Consider the following 22,783-nt stretch of genomic DNA (forward strand, 5'->3'; position numbering starts at 1 on the left):
TGATGACTGACATCTAATTCCGATTATATGTTGATCGACATCTATTATGTCAACGACGGCCGGCGTTATTTTTGCGTGGTGAACAAAGAGGGGGAATGACGACAAATTAAGGACGCAAGGCATTGGCTACATCCGGGCGGATGCAGCATCCTGAGACAAGGCCACCGCCGGGCTAACCGAACAGGCGACGCTGATACGCGATCAGCTTATGGCCAGACGTGAATCCAGCAGATGCCCGCGGCCAGGATAAAAAAAGCCATAAAGCACAGCGTTGTTACCTGGGAGTAAGTTAATTCGCATTTATTTTCGGTCATATTTTTCCTCGCTAATAAAACATGCCCATACCATCGCCTTGACCACCGCCTTTCCACGGCCCTAAAAACCGGGACATGCGCACGACGGCCGCTGCACGACGTGTTATTGCCGCCGTTCGCATCCTATAAAGCTATACCAGCGTGCTAACATAATATCAATATCCTATTGGCAAAGCGTTGGATGAATACACGCCCCGACGCCGTGCCGGGGCTTATCCACCCTGATGAATCTCTTTGCCTGGCGCGCGGCGTGGTTCATTGCTCGTTGGCGCAAGCCCGCCACATGGCATCGAATCCTGCCGCCTTGTAGGCCGCGATTTCATCCGTTCCGCGCGCTGCAAATTCCATCGTGGTTTGCGCCAGCGCCATAAATATCGCCTCGGCAAAAGCCGACTGCCCTGTTATAAAAACATGATTGAAAAAACAGGCATCGGACAGCGCCTTTAAATCCGGAAACAGTTCGGCCACGCTGGCGAGAGTGGCGGGACTTATCTTTTCAGAAACGGCCAGCTGGCGCATCGCCTTATTAGCGGCTGGGTTAACCAAGCCCCACTCGATATAACTGTTCCATACAGCGCGCGCGCGCTCCTTAATCGGCCCGGCGCGGTTATAATCCAGCATCATCGCTCCGCACAGGTTTTGCTTGAGGTGCAGGTAGAGCGCATTCAGCAAGTCGTCTTTGGTGGCGAAATACCGGAACAGCGTGCCTTCGGCGACACCCGCCCTTACGGCTATGCGCGCGGTGGACGCGCCCAACCCAAACTCCGCGACCGTCACCGTCGCGGCCTCGAGCAGGGCAAGCCTTTTCTCTTCACTTTTCGGGCGAGCCACGCGGCACCCTCCTTTTTCGTCATCAAAAGATAGACCCCTGCCGCCTTATCGTCCGGCAATCAACGGTTTTTGCCGCAACGGGCAAGATCATATTGACGGTAAATCCGTTCCCCCTATAATGAGTATGTAATCACTCATATTCAAGCCATTTTACCATGCCCGCCCGTAGCGCCAAGGCATACTCCGCCAATAGAACGTTAGCCCAACGGTCGTGATCACCATGTTATCAGACAGATCCAGCGGTTTTTCCTCTTTTTTTTCTCTGCCGGCATTCGGTAAATTGCCCGCGGGAAAGCGTTTGGAGCGTATCAGCGCCTCCGTTAACTTCACCGGCGGCGAGTTTCGTAACCCACTGCCCACGCCCCAGCTGACAGAAGGCGCCGGATATGTGGCGCTGTTATGGGAATTTATTTTCGGTAGCCGTCAACGGGTGAAACCCGCGGGTGCCCTGCCGATGGTGAAAACAGACCTGAAAGCGCTTGATGCCGGCCAGGATACAGTGCTATGGCTGGGGCATTCGTCTTATTTTATGCAGCTTGGCGGCCACAGGATCCTGATAGACCCGGTATTCAGCGCCTACGCCGCGCCCTTTTCTGTTTTTAACCGGGCTTTTAAGGGCGACTATCCGTATTCCGCCGCGGATATGCCCGAGATCGATTACCTGATTATTTCCCACGATCATTGGGATCATCTGGATTATCCCACCCTGACCGCCCTGAGGACAAAAATAAAAACCATCCTTTGCCCGCTGGGCGTCGGCGCGCATTTGGAATATTGGGGATTCTCACCGGAGATTATCCATGAATCGGATTGGGACCAGGAATGGGTTTTTGCCGCCGATTTTACCGTCCATGTCCTGCCGGCCCGTCATTTTTCCGGCCGTGGCCTGGCCCGCAACAAAACGTTGTGGGCCAGCTTTATGCTGGAAACACCGGCCCGCAAGGTTTTTTACAGCGGCGACAGCGGCTACGGGCCGCATTTTGCCGCTATAGGCGACCGCTTTGGCGCGGTCGACCTGGCCATTATGGAGAATGGGCAATACGACAAGAGCTGGAAGTACATTCATATGATGCCTGAGCAAGTTGCCCTGGCGGCGACGGACGTGCGCGCCGGCGCGCTGTTGGCCGGCCACTCCGGGCGGTTTTGCATGTCCAACCATGCCTGGGACGATCCGTACATCCGCCTGTCCGCCGCCAGCCGGGATAAAACCTACAGACTCTTGACGCCGGCGATTGGCGAAGCCGTGTTGCTGGACCGCCCGGGGCAGGCATTCACCCGGTGGTGGGAAAAGACTGACGGTTAAGCGGGCTGCTTAAGCGCGGCGTTATGGAAGCCAATATAGCGGGCATAACGCGCGGGTTTGAGTTGGGTCAGGTCAACCAGCACCAGTCCGTCTATACAGTTGTTGAACGCGGGGTCGCTGCCGAAGTCGATAAATTGCACGCCGCCGGTGGCGCACAGTTCAGAATACTGCTTGTACAGCGGCGGGATACTGCAGCCAAAATGACTTAACAACTGCTTCAGCTTTTGCAAATCCGCCTGATAATCATCCCCGGTAAATTGCGCCAGCACCTCGGGCAGCGACGCCGGATAGGGCCGCCGCGATGTCGCCAGCGGCAGCGCCGGGGCAAAATAGAGTCGGTAAAACGCGACCAGTATATCCCGCGCCGCCAGCGGCAGGCCGCCGGAAATCGACACCGGGCCGAACAGATAGCGGTATTGCGGATAGGTAGCCAGATACGCGCCAATCCCCAGCCACAGGTAATCCAGGCCGCGCTTGCCCCAATACCGGGGCTGGATAAAACTCCGCCCCAGCTCGATACCCTGATCGAGAATGGGATCCATTTCATGGCCATAATGGAACAGGCTCTGGCTGTAGAGACCCGCAATGCCTTTTTGCTTAATGTGCCCGGCGGTGGGAATAAAGCGGTAGGCGCCGATGATCTCCAGCTCCTGCGGATCCCAGAGCACCAGGTGATAATAATCGTCGTCATAGCTATCGAGATCGCGGCGGCGGCCGCTGCCTTCCCCGACGGCGCGAAAGGCGATTTCCCGCAGACGGCCCAATTCGCGCAATATCGGCACGTACTCTTCGCCGGTGCGCCGGTATAAATAGATGATTTTGCCATCAGGCGTCCGGCCCAGCGTTTCGCTGGCGGACAGCGCGCGCTTCAGGACGGCGCGATCTTCGGCGCGGGCAATGGCCGACTCGGTGGCGAACAAACCGTCTTTACCCAGCCCGATGCGGTAAACATGACGGCGAAAGCGTCCGGCCAGGACATTGACGTCGGTATGGCCATCATGCCAGTTGGCGTAGGGTATGCGCGCGCCGATATGTAATTTAAGGCGGTTGCCGCGCTGGCGGAACATCTCCCGCACCAATAACAGCGAGGACAGCGGGCGGTAAAGCAGCGAACACAGATAAAACCACGCGCTGTTGCCGCCGCCGATATGCACCGGCACGACGGGCGCACGGCTTTTGGCGGCCAGACGGATAAAACCGGTGCGCCAGCGGCCGTCACGTACGCCTTTGCTGCCAAGACGCGAGACTTCTCCCGCCGGGAACACGATCAGCACGCCCTGGTTATCGAGGTGTTCCTGCATCAGCGCCACCTGCGTACGGCGCGTCCGGTTGCCCATATTATCCACCGGGATCATCAGGCTGCTTAACGATTCCACGCGCGACAGCAGCCGGTTCGCCACCACCTTGACATCGCTGCGCACCGACGCGACCGCGCACAGCAACACCAGCCCGTCGATGGTGCCGATCGGATGGTTGGCCACCACCACGACCGGACCGTAGCTGGGGATTTGCTCAAGATCGCGCTCGGTCAGTTCGCACTGGATATTTAAAAATTCAAGGATCTGCTCCACCATGTCCAGTCCCTTCAGATGCCGGTAATTATCGGCTAACTGATGAAACTCTTTTTCGCGAAATAGCCATTTCAGCAGCCTGAGTTGCCAGGGCGCGGTTTTATGCCGTGGGTTCAGATCCTGAAGCACCGTTTCCATGCTAAACATAGGAACACCTCCAAATGCGTTCCTCCGACCATAAACAGCATCGATGACAACGACATGGCGGGCAGATGACAGATTGGGTAATCCCTCATCTGCGGCTCAGGACCGCTGCTTCGCGAACGACACAGCCGCTCGCGGCCATGTCATGCTTAACAGGCAGCCAGGTGTCCGTTGCCGTAGTCGGTAAACTGCTGCGGCGGACTTTGCCAGCCGAGCGGCTTGATGGGGTCCGGGCGGGCCATATCGGTCAGCAGACTGTGGAAATCCCGTTTTTGCCTGACGTCCGGCATGGGCACCGCGCTCAGCAGCCGGCGGGTGTAGGGATGACGCGGATGATGCAATACCTGATCCCGTGGGCCAATCTCGACAATCCGGCCGGCGAACAGGACCGCGACCCGATGGCAAATGCGCTCCACCACCGCCATGTCATGGGAAATAAACACGTAGCTGAGCCGGTACTCCCCGCGCAACGCCTCCAGCAACGCCAGCACCTGCGCCTGCACCGACACGTCCAGCGCCGATACCGATTCATCGGCGATGATAAGCCGGGGGTTCAGCGCCAGCGCCCGGGCAATGCAAATACGCTGCCGCTGGCCGCCGGAGAACTGGTGCGGATAGCGATCCATGACACCGGCCGGCAACCCGACCTGTTCCAGCAGCTGGCCCACGCGCGCGCGTCTTTCCTCCCCGCGCATGCGCTGATGGATAAGCATCGGCTCCCCCACCAGTTCAAAAACCGATTGGCGTGGATTAAGCGCGGCGTACGGGTCCTGGAACACCATCTGGATCTCCTGGCGCACAGCGTTGAGCGCGTCCCCTCGCAGGCCGTTAAGTTCCTGCCCGGCCAGCCGCGCGCTGCCCTCGAACGGCACCATATTCATCAGCGCCTTGCCGAGGCTGGACTTACCGCAACCGCTTTCGCCCACAATGCCTAAGGTCTCTCCCGGCCAGAGATCAAACGTGACGTTATCCACCGCAAAGACCTGGCGGCGCGGGCTAAAGCCCTCCCGGCGCACCGGGAAACGTACCGTCAGGCGGTTTACCGACAGCAGCGGCTCGGCATGTTCCACCGGGGCAATCGGCGGCGCGCTGCCCAGCACCGGCACCGCCGCCAGCAGCTTGCGGGTATAGGCCGCCCGCGGCGCGTGGAACAGCTGCGCCGCCGGGGCGCGTTCCTCAATGCGTCCCTGGTTCATGACCACCACGTCATCCGCCATTTCCGCCACCACCCCCATATCATGGGTGATCATCAATACGCTGGTATTGAACTCCCGCTGCAGCTCGCGCATTAACTGCAGGATTTGCGCCTGGATGGTGACATCCAGCGCGGTGGTCGGCTCATCGGCAATCAGCACCCGGGGTTTGCACAGCATCGCCATGGCAATCATCACCCGCTGGCGCATCCCGCCGGACAGTTCGTGCGGGTACTGTTTAAGACGCTTTTCCACCTGGGTGAATTTTACCGCGTCCAGCATCTCCACGACCCGCATACGCCGGGCACGGCGATCGAAGGGTTCATGGCGTTGCAGCGTTTCCTCCAGTTGTTGCCCGACGGTCATCAGCGGGTTAAGGGAGGTCATCGGCTCCTGGAAAATCATGCCGATCTGCTTGCCGCGCAGCGGCTGCATCTCAGGATCCGACAGGCTCAGCAGATCGCGGCCGTCAAATACAATGGCCCCGCCGGGCACGCTCGCCTCATTGGGCAGCAGCCCCATAATGGCCAGGGACGCCAGGGATTTGCCGCTGCCCGATTCCCCGGCGATGCACAACGTTTTGCCCGGCAATAATGCAAAGCTGACATCATCCACCACCCGGCGGGAGCCGAATTCAATTGACAGACGCTCCACTGAAATCAGGGCTGGCTGCATCGCAAGTACCTCACTGTAAAACCAGTTTCGGAAAGTAGAACGACACCACCCAGTTCGGCATGTCGACAATTTCACTGATGCGGAGATCGCCGCAGACCGAGCACAGCATATAGGCATCCTCCGGGCTCATATGCTGCTCCCGGCACAGGGCGTCGATACAGTAGCGCAGCGCGTCACGGGCGGCGGTCATCAGATCCGGACCTACGCCGGTAAATACCTCGTATCCCGCCTTGTCGAGATGATCGGTCACCGGCCCTGGAGTGGAAAAACGCGGCGTGGCCAACGGCATGTTTTTTACCACCTCCAGTTTCACCACCGCGTCCATGGCGCTTTCAATCGCCGTGCCGCACACCTCGCCGTCGCCCTGCGCGGCATGGGTATCGCCGATCGAAAACAGCGCGCCCTCCACTTCCACCGGCAGGTAAAGGGTACAACCCGCGTTGAGATCGCGAATATCCAGGTTGCCGCCCACCCGCCTGGGCGGCACGATGGAATGCAGGCCCGCCTCGGCCGGCGCCACGCCGATGGTGCCGGCAAAAGGCTTCAGTGGCACCCGTCCATGGCGGCCAAACGCGCAGGGCGCCAGCGTGGTTTTATCGTAATGCCATAAGGCCAGCGCCGGCGTGGTGAACTGATCCGCCAGCAGCCCGAAGCCGGGGATATTGGCCGTCCAGCCGAAACCGGAGGGGCGGAAGGCGTCGATAGTCACTTTCAGCACATCACCAGGCAAGGCGCCTTCCACGTATACAGGACCGTTAACCGGATTGATTTTGTCAAACGGCATGGCGCCGACATCGGCGGCGGTGGATTGCGGCGTGAAAAAACCGTTGGACGAGTCAAGACAGTGAAACTCAAGCGTGGTGCCGGACGCGACGCGGGCCTCGGGGACAAGGCTGTTATCCCAGCCGAAATGGTGCTGCGCGTGATGAATGGTTTTAACCAGGCAGTTTTGACACATGCCATCTCTCCTTCAATAGCGGCGAACCGGTGCCGGCCGGCCCGCCAGGCGGATTATTTTTTCCAGATATAGTCATAGTTGACCGGAACATGCACCGGGTCGACGTACAGCGCGTCCTCCCCGCCCATATTGGCGGAACGTACCGTGAAACGTTTTTCGTTAAAAATGGGCACCCAGGGCGCATCATCCATGGCGCTGATGAAAATTTTGCGCCAGGCGGCGATACGCGCGTCCTGCTGATCGGGTTTGGCCATGCTGTCGGCTTTTTCGGCTTCGGCGTCCAGGGTTTTATTACAGTAGCGCGCCCAGTTCCAGCCGCCATCCACCGCGCCGCCGCAGCCGAGGATCGGTCCCCAGAAGTTGGATGGATCCGGGAAGTCGGCAATCCACGCCATGCCGCCGGACCAGACCATCGGCGCCTGATCGGCTGAACCGCCTGCGGCAATGACGTTGGCCTGGGCCAGAGATTTAATGCTGGCGCGAATACCCACCTTGGCCAGATCCTGCTGGATAGACTGGGCGATGCGCGGCTGCGGATCGGTATTCATCACATACAGTTCGGTGCTGAAACCATTGGCAAACCCTGCCTCGCCAAGCAGCTGTTTGGCCTTCGCCACGTCATAACCCAGCCCTTTATAGGCGGTGTCATAGCCGGGCATCGCCGGGGGTAGCGGCTGGTTGGCCGCAACGGCGCGGCCGTTGATAATGCGCACGATACGATCTTTGTTGATGGCCATATTGACCGCCTGACGCACCTTCAGGTTATCGAACGGCTTTAGGGTGGTTTTCATGGTCAGGTAACCGGTCTGGAGCTGATCGCCGGTCACCAGCAGCCCCTTATATTTGGGGTCTTGCTTAAATTGCAGGAACCGGGCCGGCGGCACGCCGTCACCGGCGATATCCACTTCCCCGCGCTCAAGGCGCAGCAGGGCCACCGAGGGATCCTGCCCCACTTCAAAGGTGATGGTATCAAGGTGCGGCAGACCACTGCGGAAGTAGTTGGGATTCTTCTTGAACACCAATTCCTGGCCAAGCTTCCATGTGCTCAACTCAAAAGCCCCGGTGCCAACCGGATGTTTGCCGAAATCCGCGCCCCATTGTTCCACCGCTTCATGGGGAACGACAGAAGCGAAATTCAGCGCCATCACATGCAGGAAGGTGGCATTCGGCGCCTTGAGGGTGATCTTGACGGTATAATCGTCCGGCGTTTCAATACCGGCAAGGTGTTCCGCTTTACCGGACGCCATATCATCGTAGCCGGCAATGGAGCTGAAGAACCCGGCCCCCGGGCTTTGGGTTTTCGGATTAACGGTGCGCTCCAGCGAGTATTTCACGTCGGCAGCCTTCATCTCGCGGCCGTTATGGAACTTCACGCCTTTGCGCAGCGTAAACGTATAGACCAGCCCGTCATCAGAGACGGTGTAATTTTCCGCCAGGTCGTTGACCAGGTCGGTGGTGCCCGGTTTATAATCCATCAGGCCGTCAAACAGGCTTTTGATCATCGACCAGTTCTGCCAGTCATAACCAATCGCCGGATCAAGCGTCGCCACGTCATTCTGATACGTGACCACCGCATTGCCGCCCTGCCTCGCCTCCTCCGCATGGGCCGCCCCGGCGAAACATGCCGCCACCGCCATCATCACTAAGCGCTTTTTCATGGTCTTCCCCTCGAGTTCTTGATATCAATGCGCGGATCCACCCATGGCAGCAGCAGATCCGCAATAAGGTTGCCGCCGACAATCGCCACCGCAGATACCGTGGTAACGCCGACAATTACCGGAATATCGACCTGCTGGATCGCCTGCCAGGCCAATTGCCCGATCCCCGGCCAGCCAAACACCGACTCCACCACCACCAGCCCGCCCAGGAAGATGCCGATATCAATGCCAATCATCGGGATCAGCGGCAATACGGCGTTGGGCAGCACATGACGGAACAGCACCCGCGCCCGGCTTAATCCTTTGGCCCGGGCGGTACGGACAAAATCCTCATGGAGGACGTCAATCATCATTGAGCGCAGCATGCGCGAATACCAGCCGCTGCCCAGCACGCCAAGCGTCAGCGCCGGTAGCGCCAGGTGACTAAAACCGCCGTAGCCACCCATCGGAAACCAGTCAAGCACCGCCGAAAACAGATACAGAAACAGCATCGCGGCGATAAATTGCGGTGCGGAAACGCCAATAAACGAGAAGGCCATCAGCAGTTTGTCGAGCAGGGTATTGCGTTTGACCGCCGCCAGGGTACCGAGGGTAATGCCAAGTAAAAGTTCGCACAGGATCCCCGCCGCCATCAGTTCCAGGGACGGGCCGATGCGCGCAGAAATCAGCGCGCTAACCTCGCTGCGCTGGATAAATGAACGGCCGAGATCGCCATGCAGCAACCGCAGCAGATAGTGGGTATATTGCTGCCAGAACGGCAGGTCCAGCTCCAGTTGATGGCGGATGCTGGCGATCACTTCCGGGGTGGCGCTGCGCCCGGCAATCTGGCGCACCGGGTCCGCGGGCAGTAAAAACAGCAGCATATAGCTGATAAAGGTCACACCTAATAAAATCAGGGCGGCGTGCAGCAAACGACGGCTTATAAACGGCATCACAGACCTCGTTTCAGGGTGGGATCCAGCGCATCGCGCAGGGCGTCGCCGACGATATTAAACGCCAGCGACAGCAATACGATTGCCGCGCCAGGCAGGAATACCAGCCAGGGCGCCGACGTAAAATAGGTCTGGCTTTCAAAAATGATATTGCCCCAGCTCGCCATCGGCGGTTGTACCCCGACCCCCAGGAAGGAGAGCGTGGCTTCCAGCAATACGGTGGTGGAGATACCGAGGGTGGCCCAGACCAGAATGGTGGGCACCAGGTGGGGAATCAGATGCACGATGAGGATTCGCCACGGTCCGGCGCCTATGGTGCGCTCCACGGCGACAAAATCACGCGCGCTGAGTGCGACGGTTTCGGCATAGATCACCCGCGCAATCTGGACCCAGTTCACCATGGCGATGACCAACGCGACGATCCACACGCTGGGCTGGAAAATCGCGGCGAGGGCGATAGCCAGCAGCAGCGCCGGAAACGCCATCATCAAATCGGTGATACGCATCAGCAGATTGCCGATGCGCCCCTGGATATAGCCGGCGCATAGACCGACCACCACGCCAATCAGCACCGCCATGCCATTGGCGACCACGCCCACCAGCAGGGAGGTACGCGCCCCCCAGATAAGCCTTGAGAGCAGATCTCGGCCCAGCAAATCAGTACCGAGCCAGAAGCCGCGATCCGGCGGCAGCGGCGCGCCGTCCAGGCTCAGGCCCTCGGCAAACTGCTCATCCGGGTCAAACGGGGCCAGCCAGGGGGCGAACAGCGCCGCCAGTATCACCAGCACAATAAACAGCACGGACAGCAACAGCATCGGACGGCGGTATAAACGCAATAACATGGTTAACCTTCTCCCAACCGTTGTTGTTGCCGGAAAGCGAGGTATTTTTCCGCCGCCTCTTCCATACGCAGGTTGTGGCGCATGGCTTCGCCGCGCAGCCCGGCCCATGCCTGCTGTTCATCGCAGTTACCGTCCACCATTAGCGCCGCGACGGCCCGGCTCACCACGGGCATGGCGCTGACGCGCAGGCGTAGCTGCATCAGTTGTTCCTCCTGCGTCGTAAGCTGGTGGCGCAGGCCGATAGCCATCATCAGGGTGGTATAGATGGCGCGTTGATTAATCGGTTTCGGCAGCAGCGCGGTCGCGCCGAGCAACAGCGCCCGTTGGATTTGCGATAAAGCCTCATGGGACGTCAGCACCACGATGGGCACCGCGCGCTGTCGCAGCATCTCCAGGGTCCTGGGACTGGCGAAATATTCCAGCTCCACCAGCGCGGCGCAAACAGGGCCAGGCGGCAGCGGGCCGTCGGCGCAAAGCGTAACCCAGCGCCCGCCCATGCGCGGCAGGCATTTTTCCAACGTCGCCAGCGTGCGGGGGTCGCAATCCACTAATAACAGCGGCCGCGTGTCAAAATCCGGAGGGGAGAGTGTCTTCATTTTACGATCCTCAATACGGGCCGCGTCGATGCCGGGGCAAAAGCCTGGAGATCCGTCGCCGTTAAATACGGGTCGGGCGCGACCGGGTGCGACTCGCTGTACAGCAGGTGAAACGCGCCGTGGCGCAGTTCCGCGATATGGCAGGGCAAAAACGTGTGGTTATTGCGTGACGAGACAGACAGGGCGCCGAGGGCAGTTTGTTGCCCGTTAAGATACAGCGCTCGGCGGATGGCGTCCGGATCGCTGTCCATGGACTGTTGCAGGGCGTTGGCGAACAGTTTTACCGCCAGCCAGGCCCCGGTGTAATAGTGGGAAAAACGGGTCCAGCCATGCAGCAATTGTTGCCGATGACAGAAGGCGGTATTGGTGGCGGCAAAAAACGGACCGCAGGAGAGCAGCCGCAGCGCGCGTATTTCCCCCAACTGGCTGGTTTCCGCTTCGGTCAGGTTGCAGCTTAATACCGGCAACATCCGGCCGGCCTGGGCGCAGAGCCGATCCAGCCGGCGTAAAAAGGCATAAGAAGACTCGCCAACCAGGTTATTGAGTACAAAATCCGGCGCGGCCCGCAGGGTCTGCTCCGCCAGTTCCTCCACCGCGGTATGACCGAGATGCAGGTATTTCTCCGCCAGCACCTCGCCGCCGGCAATCTCGATCGCTTCCCGGGCGATGCGGTTGCTTTCCCAGCCCCAGACATAGTTTGATCCCGTCAGCCAGGCGCGTTTGCCGAATTCCCCCAGCGCCAGGCGCAATAGCGGCAATAATGTCTGGTTGGGACAGCCGCCCAGATAGATAACCTGCTCGCTGCTCTCATATCCTTCATACGGACAGCCGTACCACAGCAGGGCATTATGTTGCTCCAGATCGGGAATGATTTCTTTACGGCTGGCGGACGTGATAGTGCCGAAGATATGCCGCGCGCCGGCGCTTATCAGCCGTTCGACCCCCGCGCTATAGGCGCTAAGATTACCCGCCGGGTTGATATGGGTGGCGTTCAGGATATACGGGAAACAGGGATCGGCATTGGTTTCCGCCAATGCGTGACGCATCCCGGCCAGCGCGCTTTCCGCCATATGGCGGTAGGTGCCTTCGGTGGAAAGTAAGATACCGACCTCAATCACTGCGCGCATCTGCTGCCTTCCTCGCAAAAAAAAAGCCTGACCACCCGCAAAGGGGATCAGGCTTCATTACCTGTAAAGGTTAAATTTTCACAAGACTTATGGGACCGTGCCCCGGCTTGACACGAAGGAATATGAAAGAAACGTGCCAATTTGCAATAAATAGCAATAACAAGGCGTTAATCAAATGTACCGGCGGACGATGCCCCATAACGGGGCAGTGATACACCATAATAGAACATTCAGCGCCGGCCGCGTGAGGCGCAATACCCCCTCTTATCGCCAAGGTTATCGGATACCGAAGGCCTTAGGTTTGGGCGTTTGCCCGAAGCTGTCTTTTTCCAGCGTGAACATAATCAATCACTCCGTCGTAAACAGTCATTGCCACTCTCACGATCACCCTAATCTGTTTATTGCCGGCACCAGCGTGATGCCCTCCACCTCCTGCATGAACCCCACGCTTACCGGCGCGGCATTAAGCCTGCGTTTGGCGGATCATCTGCTGAAGGTGGTAAAGGTATAAGTTAAGCGTTAAATTCTGCCGCGGCTTGCTTCCCGGCGAGCCGCGGTGTTATTTTTTAGCGTAAACCCGCCCGAAGGACCTTCACGGATGAGTACTTACCATTTAGTCGATCCCGAACTGCAGCCATTATTATCACAACTGGAACATCCCACGCTTGATGCCCAGGTCCTGCCGGCGATGCGCGCCCAACGGCAGGCGGCCGCGCTGAACAACGCCGCGCGCGACGATGGGCTGGCGCTGTCCATGACCGAACATTCAATCCCCGGGCAGGACGGCGCGCCGCCGGTGCGGGTGATGGTTATCGCTCCGCTCGCGGTGAAAAAAGGCCGGATGGGCATCCTGCATATCCACGGCGGCGGATTTCTGATGGGTAGCCCGGAACAATCGCTGCCGCTTACCCGCCTCACCGCAAGCCGGCAGGATTGCGTCGTTGTCTCGGTTGATTACCGGCTGTCGCCCGAGACGCGCTTCCCCGGTCCGCTGGAAGATTGTTTTACCGCGCTGGCCTGGATGGCGCAATACGCTGGTGAATTGGGCGTTGATCCCCGGCACATCGGCGTGATGGGCGACAGCGCCGGCGCGGGACTGGCCGCCGGGCTGGCGCTGCTCGCCAGGGACCGTGGCGCACCGGCGCTGGCTTTTCAGAACCTGATGTACCCGATGCTTGATGATCGCACGGTGGTGGAGACCGATCCTAATCCGATAACCGGCGAATTTATCTGGACGCGGGAAAGCAACCGTTTCGGCTGGCAGTCGTATTTGGGCGCCGAGCCGGGCGGCGAGGATATTTGCATGTATGCGGCGGCGGCGAGAGCGAATTACCTGGGCGGTTTGCCGCCAGCCTGGATTGGGGTGGGCACGCTGGATTTGTTTCTCGACGAAAATCTGGAGTATGCCCGCAGGTTAATCCGCGCGGGCGTGCCGGTAGCGTTGAACGTTTACCCCGGCGGGTTCCATGGTTTTAACGGCGATCCCAACGCGGATATCGCCCGCCGCGCCCGCAAAGACCGGCAGCTTTCTTTAAGCCGCTTTAACCCGGCACAACCGGGGGCCTAATGATACAGGCAATCCCAAACGCATGCCCATGCGACCGCTCTTGCCCTGGAGCCCCTTTTTTGACCAGAGGGAATGGCCCGGCATCGCTTATCTGAATCCGGCCCCCGGCTGACTCAAATCGTATCTTGATTACGACTGGCCCTCCGGCCGGTCCGGCATGCCCTCATGTGCGCCAAATTCCTGCTCTGGCGGTGACACCCAGCGGTCTTTGCGCGTCAATTCATATTGCTGGTTTTTTGGGTAATGGATCCTGTTATCGGGTTTGGACGCCTCGCCGACCACCAATAGCCGGACTTCTCGTTCGCTGTTATTGATAAAGGTATGGCAGATGCCTGTGCCGGCTGGGAATCCCACCGCTTCACCCGGCGAGAGCTGATGCATAACGCCGTTTATCCAGACATGCGGATGCCCTTCCAGCACATAGATAAACTCCTCCTCCGCGCTTTCAGCATGGGGATAGGTGGTCCGGCGCCCCGGCGGCAGCCGTTCATGATGAATACCAATCCGGCTAAGGCCAAGCCTTCGGCCCAACGGCGCGCCGATCGACATGCGCTCGCCGCTATCTTCATAGGCCGCCACGTCGTCACCCTCCAGCTCACGCCAATGCCTGATAAATTCCGGACGCATATTGTGATCCTCCCTTACGCTGATTGTATCGTTAGAAGCCATTATTCAAAAAAATAGCTCAGAATAGGTTTACTTGGGCGGCATATTTACAAAACGTCTCAGTTACGGATATTATATATCCGTAACTGTCGTTGTGTTGTAACGGATAAAATCATGATCCTCAAGAGTCAGGTCGAGTGGGCCCTCCATTGCTGCGCCCTGCTCGCCGGTATGCCGGCGGAACGCTATTTGTCCACGAAAACCCTGGCGGAATTTCACGGCCTGCCGAAGGAATATCTGTCGAAAGCGCTGCAAAGTCTCTCCCAAGCCGGCCTGGTCGCGACCACGCTCGGCCCGGGCGGCGGCTACCGGCTGGCCAGGGCGCCGGCTGAGATCACCTTCCTGGATATCGTCGAAGCCGTCGAGGGTAAACGCCAGACGTTTATTTGCAATGAAATACGGGGCAACAACCCCTGCCGGGCAAAGGGAACCTGCGACAGCAAACCCTGTCCGATAGCGCGCATCATGTGGGATGCCGATGCGGCCTGGCGCCATTCCCTCGCGGGCGTAAGCCTGGCTTCCCTCGCGTTAACCCTGGCCGAGGATGTCCCGGACGACCTGCTCAAACGCACCATGGACTGGCTGCTGGAACACTCCGGCTGACACCGCGTACGCCATATCCCGCGCCGCTGTCCTTTCACCCTGCTACCGGGACATCGCCGGATCGGCCCCTACCGCCGTCATCAGGAAATCCAGCACCGCCTTGACGCGCAGCGGGATATTGCGGCGCGAGAGATAGACCACATGCATAGGCAACCGGGACGGCGGAAAGCCTGGCATCACGGCGATAAGCCGGCCCGTCGCGATATCGGGGCCGGCAACGAGATGGGACAGGATCGCCAGCCCCGCACCCGAGAGCGCCGCGCGGTACACCGCAAGCGCATTATTGGAAATCAGCCTTGGCGCCACCCGCACGGCCGTCTCCGCCGAACCGTCGGAGAAAGACCAGGTCATGCCCTCCCCGCCGCGGTTGTAGTAAAGACACTCATGGTGTTGTAACTCCGCCGGCGCGCTTGGCGCGGCGCTCCGGGACAGATAGGATGGCGCCGCCACAAGAAACGCCGTAGTCCACCCGATATGCCGGCAGATCAGCCCATTCGCCAACACCGGCCCCAGCCGGACCTCGAGATCAATCCCCTCTTCCAGCAGGTCAGACGGGTTTTCCCGCAGCACCAGTTCAACGGACAAACCAGGATAGGCCGCCAGAAACGGCGCCAGCAGCCCGCCCAGATACATCCCCAGCGGCCCCGGCACGCTCAGGCGCACCTTGCCCGAGGCGGCGGCGCAGCCCAGGCCGGCCGCGTCGCCCAGTTCGTCGACGGCCGCCAGTACCCTTAGCGCAAAAGGAATAGCCCGTTCCCCCTCGGCCGTCAGCGCCAGACCGCTCGTGGTCCGGTGCAGCAGCCGGATCGTTAAATGGCTTTCAAGCGCCGAAACCTGCCGGGAAACGGCTGGCTGTGTGACGCCCAGATCGGCGGCGGCGGCGGAAAACGAGCCGGTTTCGGCGACGCGCAGAAAGCTGCGCAAGGCGGATACTATGTCCATAAGGTCGCTCCATACTTTTGGTTATAGCCCCTATGCCGCCGTCTCGCTGCGGCGCAGCTTTACAGGCGCTTAATTAAGGATATTATATATCCATAAGGATAACAAATATCCTTAATCACCCGGAGAAATGACAAATGACCCAACGCCTCAATTATGCCCAGTTGTCCCCCGAGCAGTATCAGCAACTGATCGCGTTCTCGGCCGCCGTGCGAAACGGCGTTATCGAGGAGGGAATTATCGATTTGATCGAGGTGCGCGCCTCCCAGCTTAACGGCTGCGGCTTCTGCCTCGATATGCATATCAAACAGGCGACCATCCGCGGAGAGTCCGCGCTGCGCCTGCATCACGTGGCAATCTGGCGCGAATCCCCCCTATTCCAACCGCGCGAGCGCGCGGCGTTGGCGTGGGCCGAATCCCTCACCAAACTGTCGGGCGATGTGCCGGATGAGCTCTATGAACACGTGCGCGGCCAATTTTCCGAAAAGGAAATTTCCGATCTGACTTTCGCCGTCATGGCGATTAACGCCTGGAATCGCGCCGGCGTGGCTTTCCGGGCCGTACCGGGTTCGGCCGACAAGGTATTCGGTCTCGACAAGGCGGGTTTGCGTTAAGGCGGCCGATTCGCGGCTTTCGTCCTATCACGACAAAGCGCCCCGTGGCCGGGGCGCGAGGTAGGCAATGATGAAAATCGTTATCAATGGCGGTACCGGCCAGATCGGCGCTCCCTGCGTCACCCTTTCCCGGGCACAATAAAAACGGTTTGCCCTCGTCCCAATGACACGCCAGTATTGCGCCCGGGTTATTCCAAACTCAGTCGCTCCTTGCGCCAATGCTATTATGTGACGCATCTCCTGATCTTGCCGTTTAAACGGTAATCGGAAAAAAATTTTCCCTTTTTTAGGCTTTTTTATGAGCTTTGCGTGATAAACACCGTTCCTCATTTCATATTATGGGTTCCGGGGTAAGACTTGATGAACAAAAGCGAAAGACAAAAAGCGATTCGAGTTAAGCTGGTGAGGGATAAAAATGTCTATGTCGCAGAGCTGGCGAAAGAGTTAAGCGTCACTACGCGCACCATTCGCAATGATCTGAAAGAATTGAGTTCACATGCCAACTGCATGCTATTTCACGGCGGCGCTAAGTTAGCTGAGGTCGCTGATGAATCACTCTTTGAGAAATCCGTCATCAATACCATTCTCAAAGGCCTGGGTGACAGCAGCATGGATTCTTATACGGAATCCGATCAACAAGAAAAGCTTCTCGACGACGGCATCTATATTCTCGGCTCGTTCAATGTCGATATAGTATCGGAAACAATGATGTTGCCGCAAATAGGTCAAACCATCCGGTCATCTTCCACTCATTTTTATGCCGGCGGCAAAGGAACCAATCAGGCGGTGGCGGCAGCGAAAATAAATAATAACGTTCATCTGGCAATAAAATTGGGAATGGATGAATTTTCAGAGAAAGCGAGAAAATACATTACCAATACTGAAATTTCCTCGTTCACTATTTTTGAAAATGAAATAGCTGCCACGGGGATCGCCATTGTCTGGGTTTCCAATACCACTGGCGATAACATGATCAGCATCGACCTTGGCGCCAACGAAACCTTTACACAAGAAGATATTTTATTCGATTTAAATATCATCCAGAGCTGTAAAGTATTTTTAACCCAGCTGGAGAATAATTTCCCCATCACCCGTTTTGCCATTATGCAAGCTAAATCATTTCAGTGCGTAATAGTAGTGAACCCTGCGCCCTATGTCTCGGAAGTGAAGGAGATATTGCATTTAATTGATATTATCACGCCGAATAAAATCGAGGCGGAAGCGCTGTCCGGCATCGCAATCACCGATATTCATTCAGCAAAAACCGCGGCGAAAAGCATCCATAACCAAGGGGCTAAATGTGTCATTATCACGCTCGGCGAGCGGGGTTGTTTATTATTTGACGGCGATATTTTTACCTATGTTCCCGCCTATAAATCAGCGGTAATGGATACCAGCGGCGCGGGAGATGCTTTTACCGGCGCATTGGCCGGATGCATAGCCAATGGTAAAAAATTAACCGATGCCGTGCGATATGCCTGCGCGTTCGCCTCCCTGAAAGTCGAGCGTAAAGGGGCATCAAATATGCCGAACAGCTCGCTGGTTTATCATCGAATGCAACAATAGATTCTTATTGGCTGTTTCACCGATAAAGGAGGTCTTTTCATTTATACCCACGTTTTGCGTACCGTTGCCGGCGGAACGGGGTATACGCACAACAGGGCTGTGGCAACCGCAACGCTGTTGTCTTTATAGTGTCTCTCTAGAAAGGATAATTTCATGAAAAATGTACCATTTTTTAAAGTCATAGGTGCCGTTGCGGTACTGGCGCTTTCCGCCGCCGCTGCGTTGCCGGTTTCCGCCGCTGACACGCAGCATCACAAACCCAAGATCGCGCTGGTCATGAAATCACTGGCAAATGAATTTTTCCTGACGATGGAAACGGGTGCGAAAGATTACCAGAAACAACATGCCGATAAATTCGATCTTATTTCCAACGGCATTAAAAATGAAACCGACACAGCTAATCAGATTCAAATTGTGGAACAGATGATTGTGTCAAAGGCGGACGCCATTATTATTGCCCCGTCGGACTCCAAAGCCCTGGTACCCGTGGTTAAAAAAGCGATTGATGCCGGCATTATTGTTATCAATATCGATAATCAGTTTGATGCCGCCGTTCTGAAGGACAAAGGCTTAAATGTGCCCTTTGTCGGCCCGGATAACCGTAAAGGCGCTAAAAGCATCGGGGATTATTTAGCAAAACATCTTAAGGCCGGCGATCAGGTGGGCATTATTGAAGGCATCCCTACCTCGACCAATTCCCAGCAGCGCACGCAGGGCTACCAGGATGCCATGGCGCAGGCAGGCATAAAAGTCGTGTCGGTACAGTCCGGACAGTGGGAGATTAATAATGCCAATGCCATTGCCGCGGCGATGTTAAGCGAATACCCCAATATCAAGGCGTTATTGGCGGATAACGACAATATGGCGCTGGGCGCGGTTTCCGCGGTTCGCGCCGCCGGGAAAAAGGGCCAGGTCCAGGTGGTGGGCTATGACAATATCGCGGCGATCAAACCGATGCTGGCCGATGGGCGGGTATTGGCGACCGCCGATCAGTTTGCCTCTCAGCAGGCGGTTTTTGGTATCAATGCCGCGTTAACCGCCCTGGAAAACGGGAAAAAGCAAAGCGAACTGGCCAGCAGCGTAGAAACGCCGGTCAAACTGATCGTCAAGCAATAAACACCCGGGCCGCTGAGCGGTGCTGATGCCTGGGACCGGAATATCCCTGTGGTTTAACGTTGCCGCTCACGCCGCGGCAGCGTTAAACGCCAAGGGTTAGCGCCAAACAAAGCGCACCTGTTCCCGGTATTTTGACCCGCCCGTTAACGCAGTTATGCTGCCATCACCGGATAACCCTGAATATGACAGACCGGCATGAAATTCTAGCAATAAAGGGTATCGGCAAAACCTATAGCGAGCCGGTGCTGACGGATGTGAACCTGAAATTATACCCGGGAAAAGTCCTGGCGCTGACGGGTGAAAACGGCGCGGGTAAAAGCACGTTATCCAAAATAATCGGCGGCCTGGTCATACCCACCACGGGCACTATGCTGTACCAGGGCCAGCCTTATACGCCGGCGAGCAGAAAAGACGCGGAAAAAAGAGGTATCCGCATGGTGATGCAAGAGCTCAACCTGCTGCCAACCCTTTCGGTGGCGGAAAACTTATTTATCGATCAATTACCTCACCGCGCGGGCTGGATCAATCGCAAACGCCTGCGCGACATGGCCCGGCCGGTAATGGCGCTGGTGGGCCTGCAAATGATTGACCCGGATACGCTGGTCGGTGAACTTGGCCTGGGCCATCAGCAAATGATTGAGATTGCCCGTAACTTAATCGGTGAAAGCCGCATCCTTATTTTAGACGAACCGACAGCGATGCTGACCAGTCGCGAAGTCGAATTATTGTTCAGCCAAATTAAGCGCTTTAAGCAGCGCGGCGTCTCGCTTATCTATATTTCCCATCGTCTGGATGAACTGGCGATGATTGCCGACGATGTTACCGTCTTACGGGATGGCCATGTCGTGTGCACAGACGATATCAGACGCTACAGCAGCGACCAACTGGTGTCGTTAATGGTGGGTCGCGATCTGGAAAGTACCCTGGATATCAGCGCGCGCCGGCAGGGCGCGCCCATTTTAAAAGTAGAGCACTTCAGGCGGGGTCATATTATCCAGGACGTTTCATTGACCCTGCATCGTGGCGAAGTCCTGGGGATCGGTGGATTGGTTGGCGCGGGACGGACCGAATTATTGCGCGCCATATTTGGTGCGGACCCGGTGGAGCACGGGCAATTATCCGTGGGCGATCCGCTGCTGCCGGTCACCCTTCGCTCCCCCGCCGACGCGATCCGCCACCGGATTGCGCTGGTTACCGAAGATCGCAAAGGCGAGGGGTTGCTATTGCCGCAGTCTATCGCCGCCAATATCTCCCTGGGAAACCGCGATAAAATAAGCCGCTTCTCCGTGGTCAACGCGCGCCATGAACAGCGTTTGGCGCAAAAACACATCGACAGCCTGGGCATTCGCGCCACGGGCAGCGGCCAGCCGGTCGAAAGCTTGTCCGGAGGCAACCAGCAGAAGGTGCTGATCAGCCGCTGGCTGGAGCGCAACTGCGACGTCATTTTATTTGACGAACCAACGCGCGGGATAGACGTGGGGGCCAAACGGGATATCTATTTACTCATGAATGAGCTAACCCAGGACGGCAAAGGCCTGATCGTCGTGTCCAGCGACCTGCGCGAATTAATGCTGATTTGCGACCGTATCGCCGTCCTTTCCGCCGGGAAATTAGCAGGCCTGTTTACACGCGGCGCCTGGACGCAGGACGGTATTCTGGCCGCGGCATTTTCCGGCTATCAACAAACAGAAAAGGTTGCCGCCACCCAGGCCGGCCCAGGGAAACCACTCGATGCGTAAAACACCATTATCTCGTCACACCGGGCCGCACAATAGGGAATCATTACAGGCGGAAAAAAGGTTATCGCCTTCTTCCTGGCGGGGCCTGAGCAGTTATCTGGGACTGATCGGCGCGCTGCTGGCGATGATCGTGCTTTTTTCCTTTCTCAGCGATCATTTTTTAAGCATGAATACCTTCAGCACCATTGCCAATCAGATTCCGGATTTAATGGTGATGTCGGTAGGGATGACCTTTGTGTTGATCATCGCGGGCATCGATCTTTCCGTGGGCTCGCTGCTGGCATTAGCCGCCGCCGTTGTCAGCGTCACCTACCTCAATCTGCACTGGAATCCCTGGCTTGCCGCACTGTCGGGCGTGGCGCTGGCGACGCTCGTGGGCTCGCTTACCGGATTTATCACGGTCTTCTGGCGTATCCCTTCGTTTATCGTGTCGTTGGGCATGCTGGAAATGGCGCGGGGAGCGGCCTATCAATTAACCGATTCCCGGACGGCCTATATCGGTTCAATTTTTGATTATCTGGCCGATCCGATTGTCCTTGGGATCTCGCCATCGTTTGTGATCGCCGCCCTGGTGATTTTATTAGGGCACCTGGCATTAACCCGTACCATTTTCGGCCGCCATCTTATTGGCATCGGCACCAATGAGGAAGCGGTACGCCTGGCGGGAATCAATCCCGGTCCCTATAAAATCGCGGTATTTGCCCTGATGGGGGGATTATCCGGCCTGGCGTCGCTGTTCCAGGTCGCCCGTCTCGAAGCGGCGGACCCCAACGGCGGCGTGGGTATGGAACTGCAGGTGATAGCCGCCGTCGTCATCGGCGGCACCAGCCTGATGGGCGGACGCGGTTCCGTCATTTGCACCTTCCTGGGCGCTTTGATTATTTCAGTGCTGGCGGCGGGACTGGCGCAAATAGGCGCAAGCGAACCGACGAAACGGGTCATTACCGGCGCGGTCATCATTGTGGCCGTGGTGCTGGACACCTACCGCAGCCAGCGGCAAAAAAAATAACGCCCCGACCCGGTGCCGCGCACAGCGCATCCGAGGGCATAGACATCGGCTCTGTTGAGCTATGCCCTGATGAAAACAGCGGCCCCCCCCTCTTTAACCTAGCGCCAGGAGCCGGCGACAGGTGATTTTAACGCGGCGTCAGTTGGCTGATAAACAACCCCGCCGCGCTGACCGCATCAATGGCTATCTTGCCTAAATGACGGCGGATGCTGTCGGCCAGGGCGATGGTGGAAAACCCCGTACAGGAAAAAGCAATGACTTCCGCGCCCTGGCGATAAAGCGTATCGGCGCAAGCCAGCGCGCTTTCCCGCCCCTGCGCGCTGAGAAGATCCGTCGTGTTGAAAACCCCTTCCGGCCGCGCATAAACCACCGCTTCGCCAAGCAGTTGTTTAAACGGCGCCGGCGCGCCGGCCCCTATCCCCATCACCGCCACAGGACGTTTAAGCATGGCGGCCACGCTTGCGGACGCGCTGCCGGCGCCGATGACGGGAATGGTCACCGCCCGGCGCAGTTCCGCCAGTCCCGGATCGGCCGCACAGCTCAGGAATAAGGCATTACAGCCTTCCGCCTGCAGCGCCTGTCCCAGCGCGATAATTTTCGGTATTGCCAGGGACTGGCTGGCATCGTCATAAATACCTTGGCGTTGGTCGGGGATGCAACGACTCAGGGAGATCGTCCCATACTGCTGTTGGATCAGACGGCCATGCTCTTCCACAAAGGCCCGATCGTCATGGGTTAAGACTCTGATAATGCCCAGCATAAAAAACTCCTGTTAAACATCACAATAGCCCGCGGCCAGAACGTCAGCATACGGGGTAGC

At 57.8% G+C, this 22,783-nt stretch carries 20 protein-coding genes and 1 pseudogene; 9 read left to right on the plus strand and 12 right to left on the minus strand.

The window, feature by feature from the left end:
- Nucleotides 1–569: 569 nt before the first annotated feature.
- Nucleotides 570–1,145 (minus strand): TetR/AcrR family transcriptional regulator, encoded by a 576-nt coding sequence (locus ACL2XM_RS15910; protein ID WP_413722227.1) that lies wholly within the window; start codon nt 1,143–1,145, stop codon nt 570–572.
- Between the two features lie 220 nt (nt 1,146–1,365).
- Between ACL2XM_RS15910 and ACL2XM_RS15915 the strand changes: the two genes are divergently transcribed.
- Entirely contained in the window at nt 1,366–2,448 is a 1,083-nt protein-coding gene (locus tag ACL2XM_RS15915; protein ID WP_413731216.1) for an MBL fold metallo-hydrolase, read from the plus strand.
- Here the strand turns inward: ACL2XM_RS15915 and ACL2XM_RS15920 are convergent.
- The 8 genes from ACL2XM_RS15920 to ACL2XM_RS15955 form a co-directional block, all read right to left on the minus strand.
- Complete coding sequence (locus ACL2XM_RS15920; protein ID WP_413730883.1) at nt 2,445–4,166, minus strand: lysophospholipid acyltransferase family protein; 1,722 nt, start codon at nt 4,164–4,166, stop codon at nt 2,445–2,447. The two genes, ACL2XM_RS15915 and ACL2XM_RS15920, sit on opposite strands and share 4 nt — an antisense overlap.
- A 146-nt stretch (nt 4,167–4,312) precedes the next feature.
- Complete coding sequence (locus ACL2XM_RS15925; RefSeq protein WP_413731218.1) at nt 4,313–6,031, minus strand: ABC transporter ATP-binding protein; 1,719 nt, start codon at nt 6,029–6,031, stop codon at nt 4,313–4,315.
- Between the two features lie 10 nt (nt 6,032–6,041).
- Complete coding sequence (locus ACL2XM_RS15930; protein ID WP_413727089.1) at nt 6,042–6,989, minus strand: acetamidase/formamidase family protein; 948 nt, start codon at nt 6,987–6,989, stop codon at nt 6,042–6,044.
- Nucleotides 6,990–7,042: 53 nt separating this feature from the next.
- On the minus strand, nt 7,043–8,647 hold the full coding sequence (locus tag ACL2XM_RS15935; RefSeq protein ID WP_413731220.1) for an ABC transporter substrate-binding protein: 1,605 nt from the start codon (nt 8,645–8,647) through the stop codon (nt 7,043–7,045).
- Nucleotides 8,644–9,579 carry an ABC transporter permease gene (locus tag ACL2XM_RS15940; protein WP_413727090.1) on the minus strand — a complete coding sequence of 312 codons (936 nt, stop codon included), beginning with the start codon at nt 9,577–9,579 and terminating at the stop codon, nt 8,644–8,646. The genes ACL2XM_RS15935 and ACL2XM_RS15940 overlap by 4 nt, the downstream gene beginning before the upstream one ends.
- Nucleotides 9,579–10,421, minus strand: coding sequence for an ABC transporter permease (locus ACL2XM_RS15945; protein ID WP_413731223.1), 843 nt, complete (start codon nt 10,419–10,421; stop codon nt 9,579–9,581). Before ACL2XM_RS15945 ends, ACL2XM_RS15940 begins: the two co-directional genes overlap by 1 nt.
- Nucleotides 10,422–10,423: 2 nt before the next feature.
- Nucleotides 10,424–11,017, minus strand: a complete 594-nt coding sequence (locus tag ACL2XM_RS15950) for an ANTAR domain-containing response regulator (RefSeq protein ID WP_413722219.1) — start codon at nt 11,015–11,017, stop codon at nt 10,424–10,426.
- A complete protein-coding gene (locus tag ACL2XM_RS15955) occupies nt 11,014–12,144 on the minus strand; it encodes a transporter substrate-binding protein (RefSeq protein ID WP_413731224.1) in 1,131 nt (376 codons plus the stop codon). The genes ACL2XM_RS15950 and ACL2XM_RS15955 overlap by 4 nt, the downstream gene beginning before the upstream one ends.
- Nucleotides 12,145–12,496: 352 nt before the next feature.
- On the opposite strand from ACL2XM_RS15955, the pseudogene ACL2XM_RS15960 reads away from it, so the two are divergent.
- Nucleotides 12,497–12,655: pseudogene (locus ACL2XM_RS15960) on the plus strand (GMC oxidoreductase); the annotation flags it as partial.
- An 87-nt stretch (nt 12,656–12,742) separates the two neighbouring features.
- Nucleotides 12,743–13,711 carry an alpha/beta hydrolase gene (locus tag ACL2XM_RS15965; RefSeq protein WP_413731225.1) on the plus strand — a complete coding sequence of 323 codons (969 nt, stop codon included), beginning with the start codon at nt 12,743–12,745 and terminating at the stop codon, nt 13,709–13,711.
- Between the two features lie 129 nt (nt 13,712–13,840).
- Here ACL2XM_RS15965 and ACL2XM_RS15970 read toward each other — a convergent pair whose 3' ends face one another.
- On the minus strand, nt 13,841–14,338 hold the full coding sequence (locus ACL2XM_RS15970; RefSeq protein ID WP_413731227.1) for a cupin domain-containing protein: 498 nt from the start codon (nt 14,336–14,338) through the stop codon (nt 13,841–13,843).
- A 153-nt stretch (nt 14,339–14,491) separates the two neighbouring features.
- Between ACL2XM_RS15970 and ACL2XM_RS15975 the strand changes: the two genes are divergently transcribed.
- On the plus strand, nt 14,492–14,980 hold the full coding sequence (locus ACL2XM_RS15975; protein WP_413731229.1) for an RrF2 family transcriptional regulator: 489 nt from the start codon (nt 14,492–14,494) through the stop codon (nt 14,978–14,980).
- Between the two features lie 42 nt (nt 14,981–15,022).
- Here the strand turns inward: ACL2XM_RS15975 and ACL2XM_RS15980 are convergent, their stop codons facing one another.
- Nucleotides 15,023–15,922, minus strand: a complete 900-nt coding sequence (locus ACL2XM_RS15980; protein ID WP_410016262.1) for a LysR family transcriptional regulator — start codon at nt 15,920–15,922, stop codon at nt 15,023–15,025.
- A 134-nt stretch (nt 15,923–16,056) separates the two neighbouring features.
- Between ACL2XM_RS15980 and ACL2XM_RS15985 the strand changes: the two genes are divergently transcribed.
- The 5 genes from ACL2XM_RS15985 (at nt 16,057) to ACL2XM_RS16005 (ending at nt 21,963) form a co-directional block, all read left to right on the plus strand.
- Entirely contained in the window at nt 16,057–16,533 is a 477-nt protein-coding gene (locus ACL2XM_RS15985; RefSeq protein ID WP_410016263.1) for a carboxymuconolactone decarboxylase family protein, read from the plus strand.
- A gap of 360 nt (nt 16,534–16,893) precedes the next feature.
- Complete coding sequence (locus ACL2XM_RS15990; protein ID WP_413722214.1) at nt 16,894–18,099, plus strand: PfkB family carbohydrate kinase; 1,206 nt, start codon at nt 16,894–16,896, stop codon at nt 18,097–18,099.
- A 153-nt stretch (nt 18,100–18,252) separates the two neighbouring features.
- Nucleotides 18,253–19,215, plus strand: a complete 963-nt coding sequence (locus tag ACL2XM_RS15995; protein ID WP_413731231.1) for a sugar ABC transporter substrate-binding protein — start codon at nt 18,253–18,255, stop codon at nt 19,213–19,215.
- Between the two features lie 182 nt (nt 19,216–19,397).
- Entirely contained in the window at nt 19,398–20,954 is a 1,557-nt protein-coding gene (locus tag ACL2XM_RS16000; protein ID WP_410016266.1) for a sugar ABC transporter ATP-binding protein, read from the plus strand.
- Complete coding sequence (locus ACL2XM_RS16005) at nt 20,947–21,963, plus strand: ABC transporter permease (RefSeq protein ID WP_413731232.1); 1,017 nt, start codon at nt 20,947–20,949, stop codon at nt 21,961–21,963. The genes ACL2XM_RS16000 and ACL2XM_RS16005 overlap by 8 nt, the downstream gene beginning before the upstream one ends.
- 127 nt (nt 21,964–22,090) lie before the next feature.
- On the opposite strand, the gene ACL2XM_RS16010 is transcribed toward ACL2XM_RS16005, so the two are convergent.
- Nucleotides 22,091–22,723, minus strand: a complete 633-nt coding sequence (locus ACL2XM_RS16010; protein WP_413722210.1) for an aspartate/glutamate racemase family protein — start codon at nt 22,721–22,723, stop codon at nt 22,091–22,093.
- Nucleotides 22,724–22,783 lie beyond the last annotated feature (60 nt).

It is taken from the genome of Sodalis sp. RH20 (assembly GCF_047324205.1).
Classification (GTDB): Bacteria; Pseudomonadota; Gammaproteobacteria; order Enterobacterales; family Enterobacteriaceae; genus Acerihabitans.

Bases quoted from the DNA above. Each gene is read 5' to 3' on its own strand.
- ACL2XM_RS16000 (WP_410016266.1), top strand. From the start codon at position 19,398: ATGACAGACCGGCATGAAATTCTAGCAATAAAGGGTATCGGCAAAACC.
- ACL2XM_RS15975 (WP_413731229.1), top strand. From the start codon at position 14,492: ATGATCCTCAAGAGTCAGGTCGAGTGGGCCCTCCATTGCTGCGCCCTG.
- ACL2XM_RS15980 (WP_410016262.1), bottom strand. From the start codon at position 15,922: ATGGACATAGTATCCGCCTTGCGCAGCTTTCTGCGCGTCGCCGAAACC.
- ACL2XM_RS16005 (WP_413731232.1), top strand. From the start codon at position 20,947: ATGCGTAAAACACCATTATCTCGTCACACCGGGCCGCACAATAGGGAA.
- ACL2XM_RS15965 (WP_413731225.1), top strand. From the start codon at position 12,743: ATGAGTACTTACCATTTAGTCGATCCCGAACTGCAGCCATTATTATCA.
- ACL2XM_RS15970 (WP_413731227.1), bottom strand. From the start codon at position 14,338: ATGCGTCCGGAATTTATCAGGCATTGGCGTGAGCTGGAGGGTGACGAC.
- ACL2XM_RS15930 (WP_413727089.1), bottom strand. From the start codon at position 6,989: ATGTGTCAAAACTGCCTGGTTAAAACCATTCATCACGCGCAGCACCAT.
- ACL2XM_RS15925 (WP_413731218.1), bottom strand. From the start codon at position 6,031: ATGCAGCCAGCCCTGATTTCAGTGGAGCGTCTGTCAATTGAATTCGGC.
- ACL2XM_RS16010 (WP_413722210.1), bottom strand. From the start codon at position 22,723: ATGCTGGGCATTATCAGAGTCTTAACCCATGACGATCGGGCCTTTGTG.
- ACL2XM_RS15955 (WP_413731224.1), bottom strand. From the start codon at position 12,144: ATGCGCGCAGTGATTGAGGTCGGTATCTTACTTTCCACCGAAGGCACC.
- ACL2XM_RS15990 (WP_413722214.1), top strand. From the start codon at position 16,894: ATGAACAAAAGCGAAAGACAAAAAGCGATTCGAGTTAAGCTGGTGAGG.
- ACL2XM_RS15945 (WP_413731223.1), bottom strand. From the start codon at position 10,421: ATGTTATTGCGTTTATACCGCCGTCCGATGCTGTTGCTGTCCGTGCTG.
- ACL2XM_RS15935 (WP_413731220.1), bottom strand. From the start codon at position 8,647: ATGAAAAAGCGCTTAGTGATGATGGCGGTGGCGGCATGTTTCGCCGGG.
- ACL2XM_RS15985 (WP_410016263.1), top strand. From the start codon at position 16,057: ATGACCCAACGCCTCAATTATGCCCAGTTGTCCCCCGAGCAGTATCAG.
- ACL2XM_RS15950 (WP_413722219.1), bottom strand. From the start codon at position 11,017: ATGAAGACACTCTCCCCTCCGGATTTTGACACGCGGCCGCTGTTATTA.
- ACL2XM_RS15915 (WP_413731216.1), top strand. From the start codon at position 1,366: ATGTTATCAGACAGATCCAGCGGTTTTTCCTCTTTTTTTTCTCTGCCG.
- ACL2XM_RS15920 (WP_413730883.1), bottom strand. From the start codon at position 4,166: ATGTTTAGCATGGAAACGGTGCTTCAGGATCTGAACCCACGGCATAAA.
- ACL2XM_RS15995 (WP_413731231.1), top strand. From the start codon at position 18,253: ATGAAAAATGTACCATTTTTTAAAGTCATAGGTGCCGTTGCGGTACTG.
- ACL2XM_RS15940 (WP_413727090.1), bottom strand. From the start codon at position 9,579: ATGCCGTTTATAAGCCGTCGTTTGCTGCACGCCGCCCTGATTTTATTA.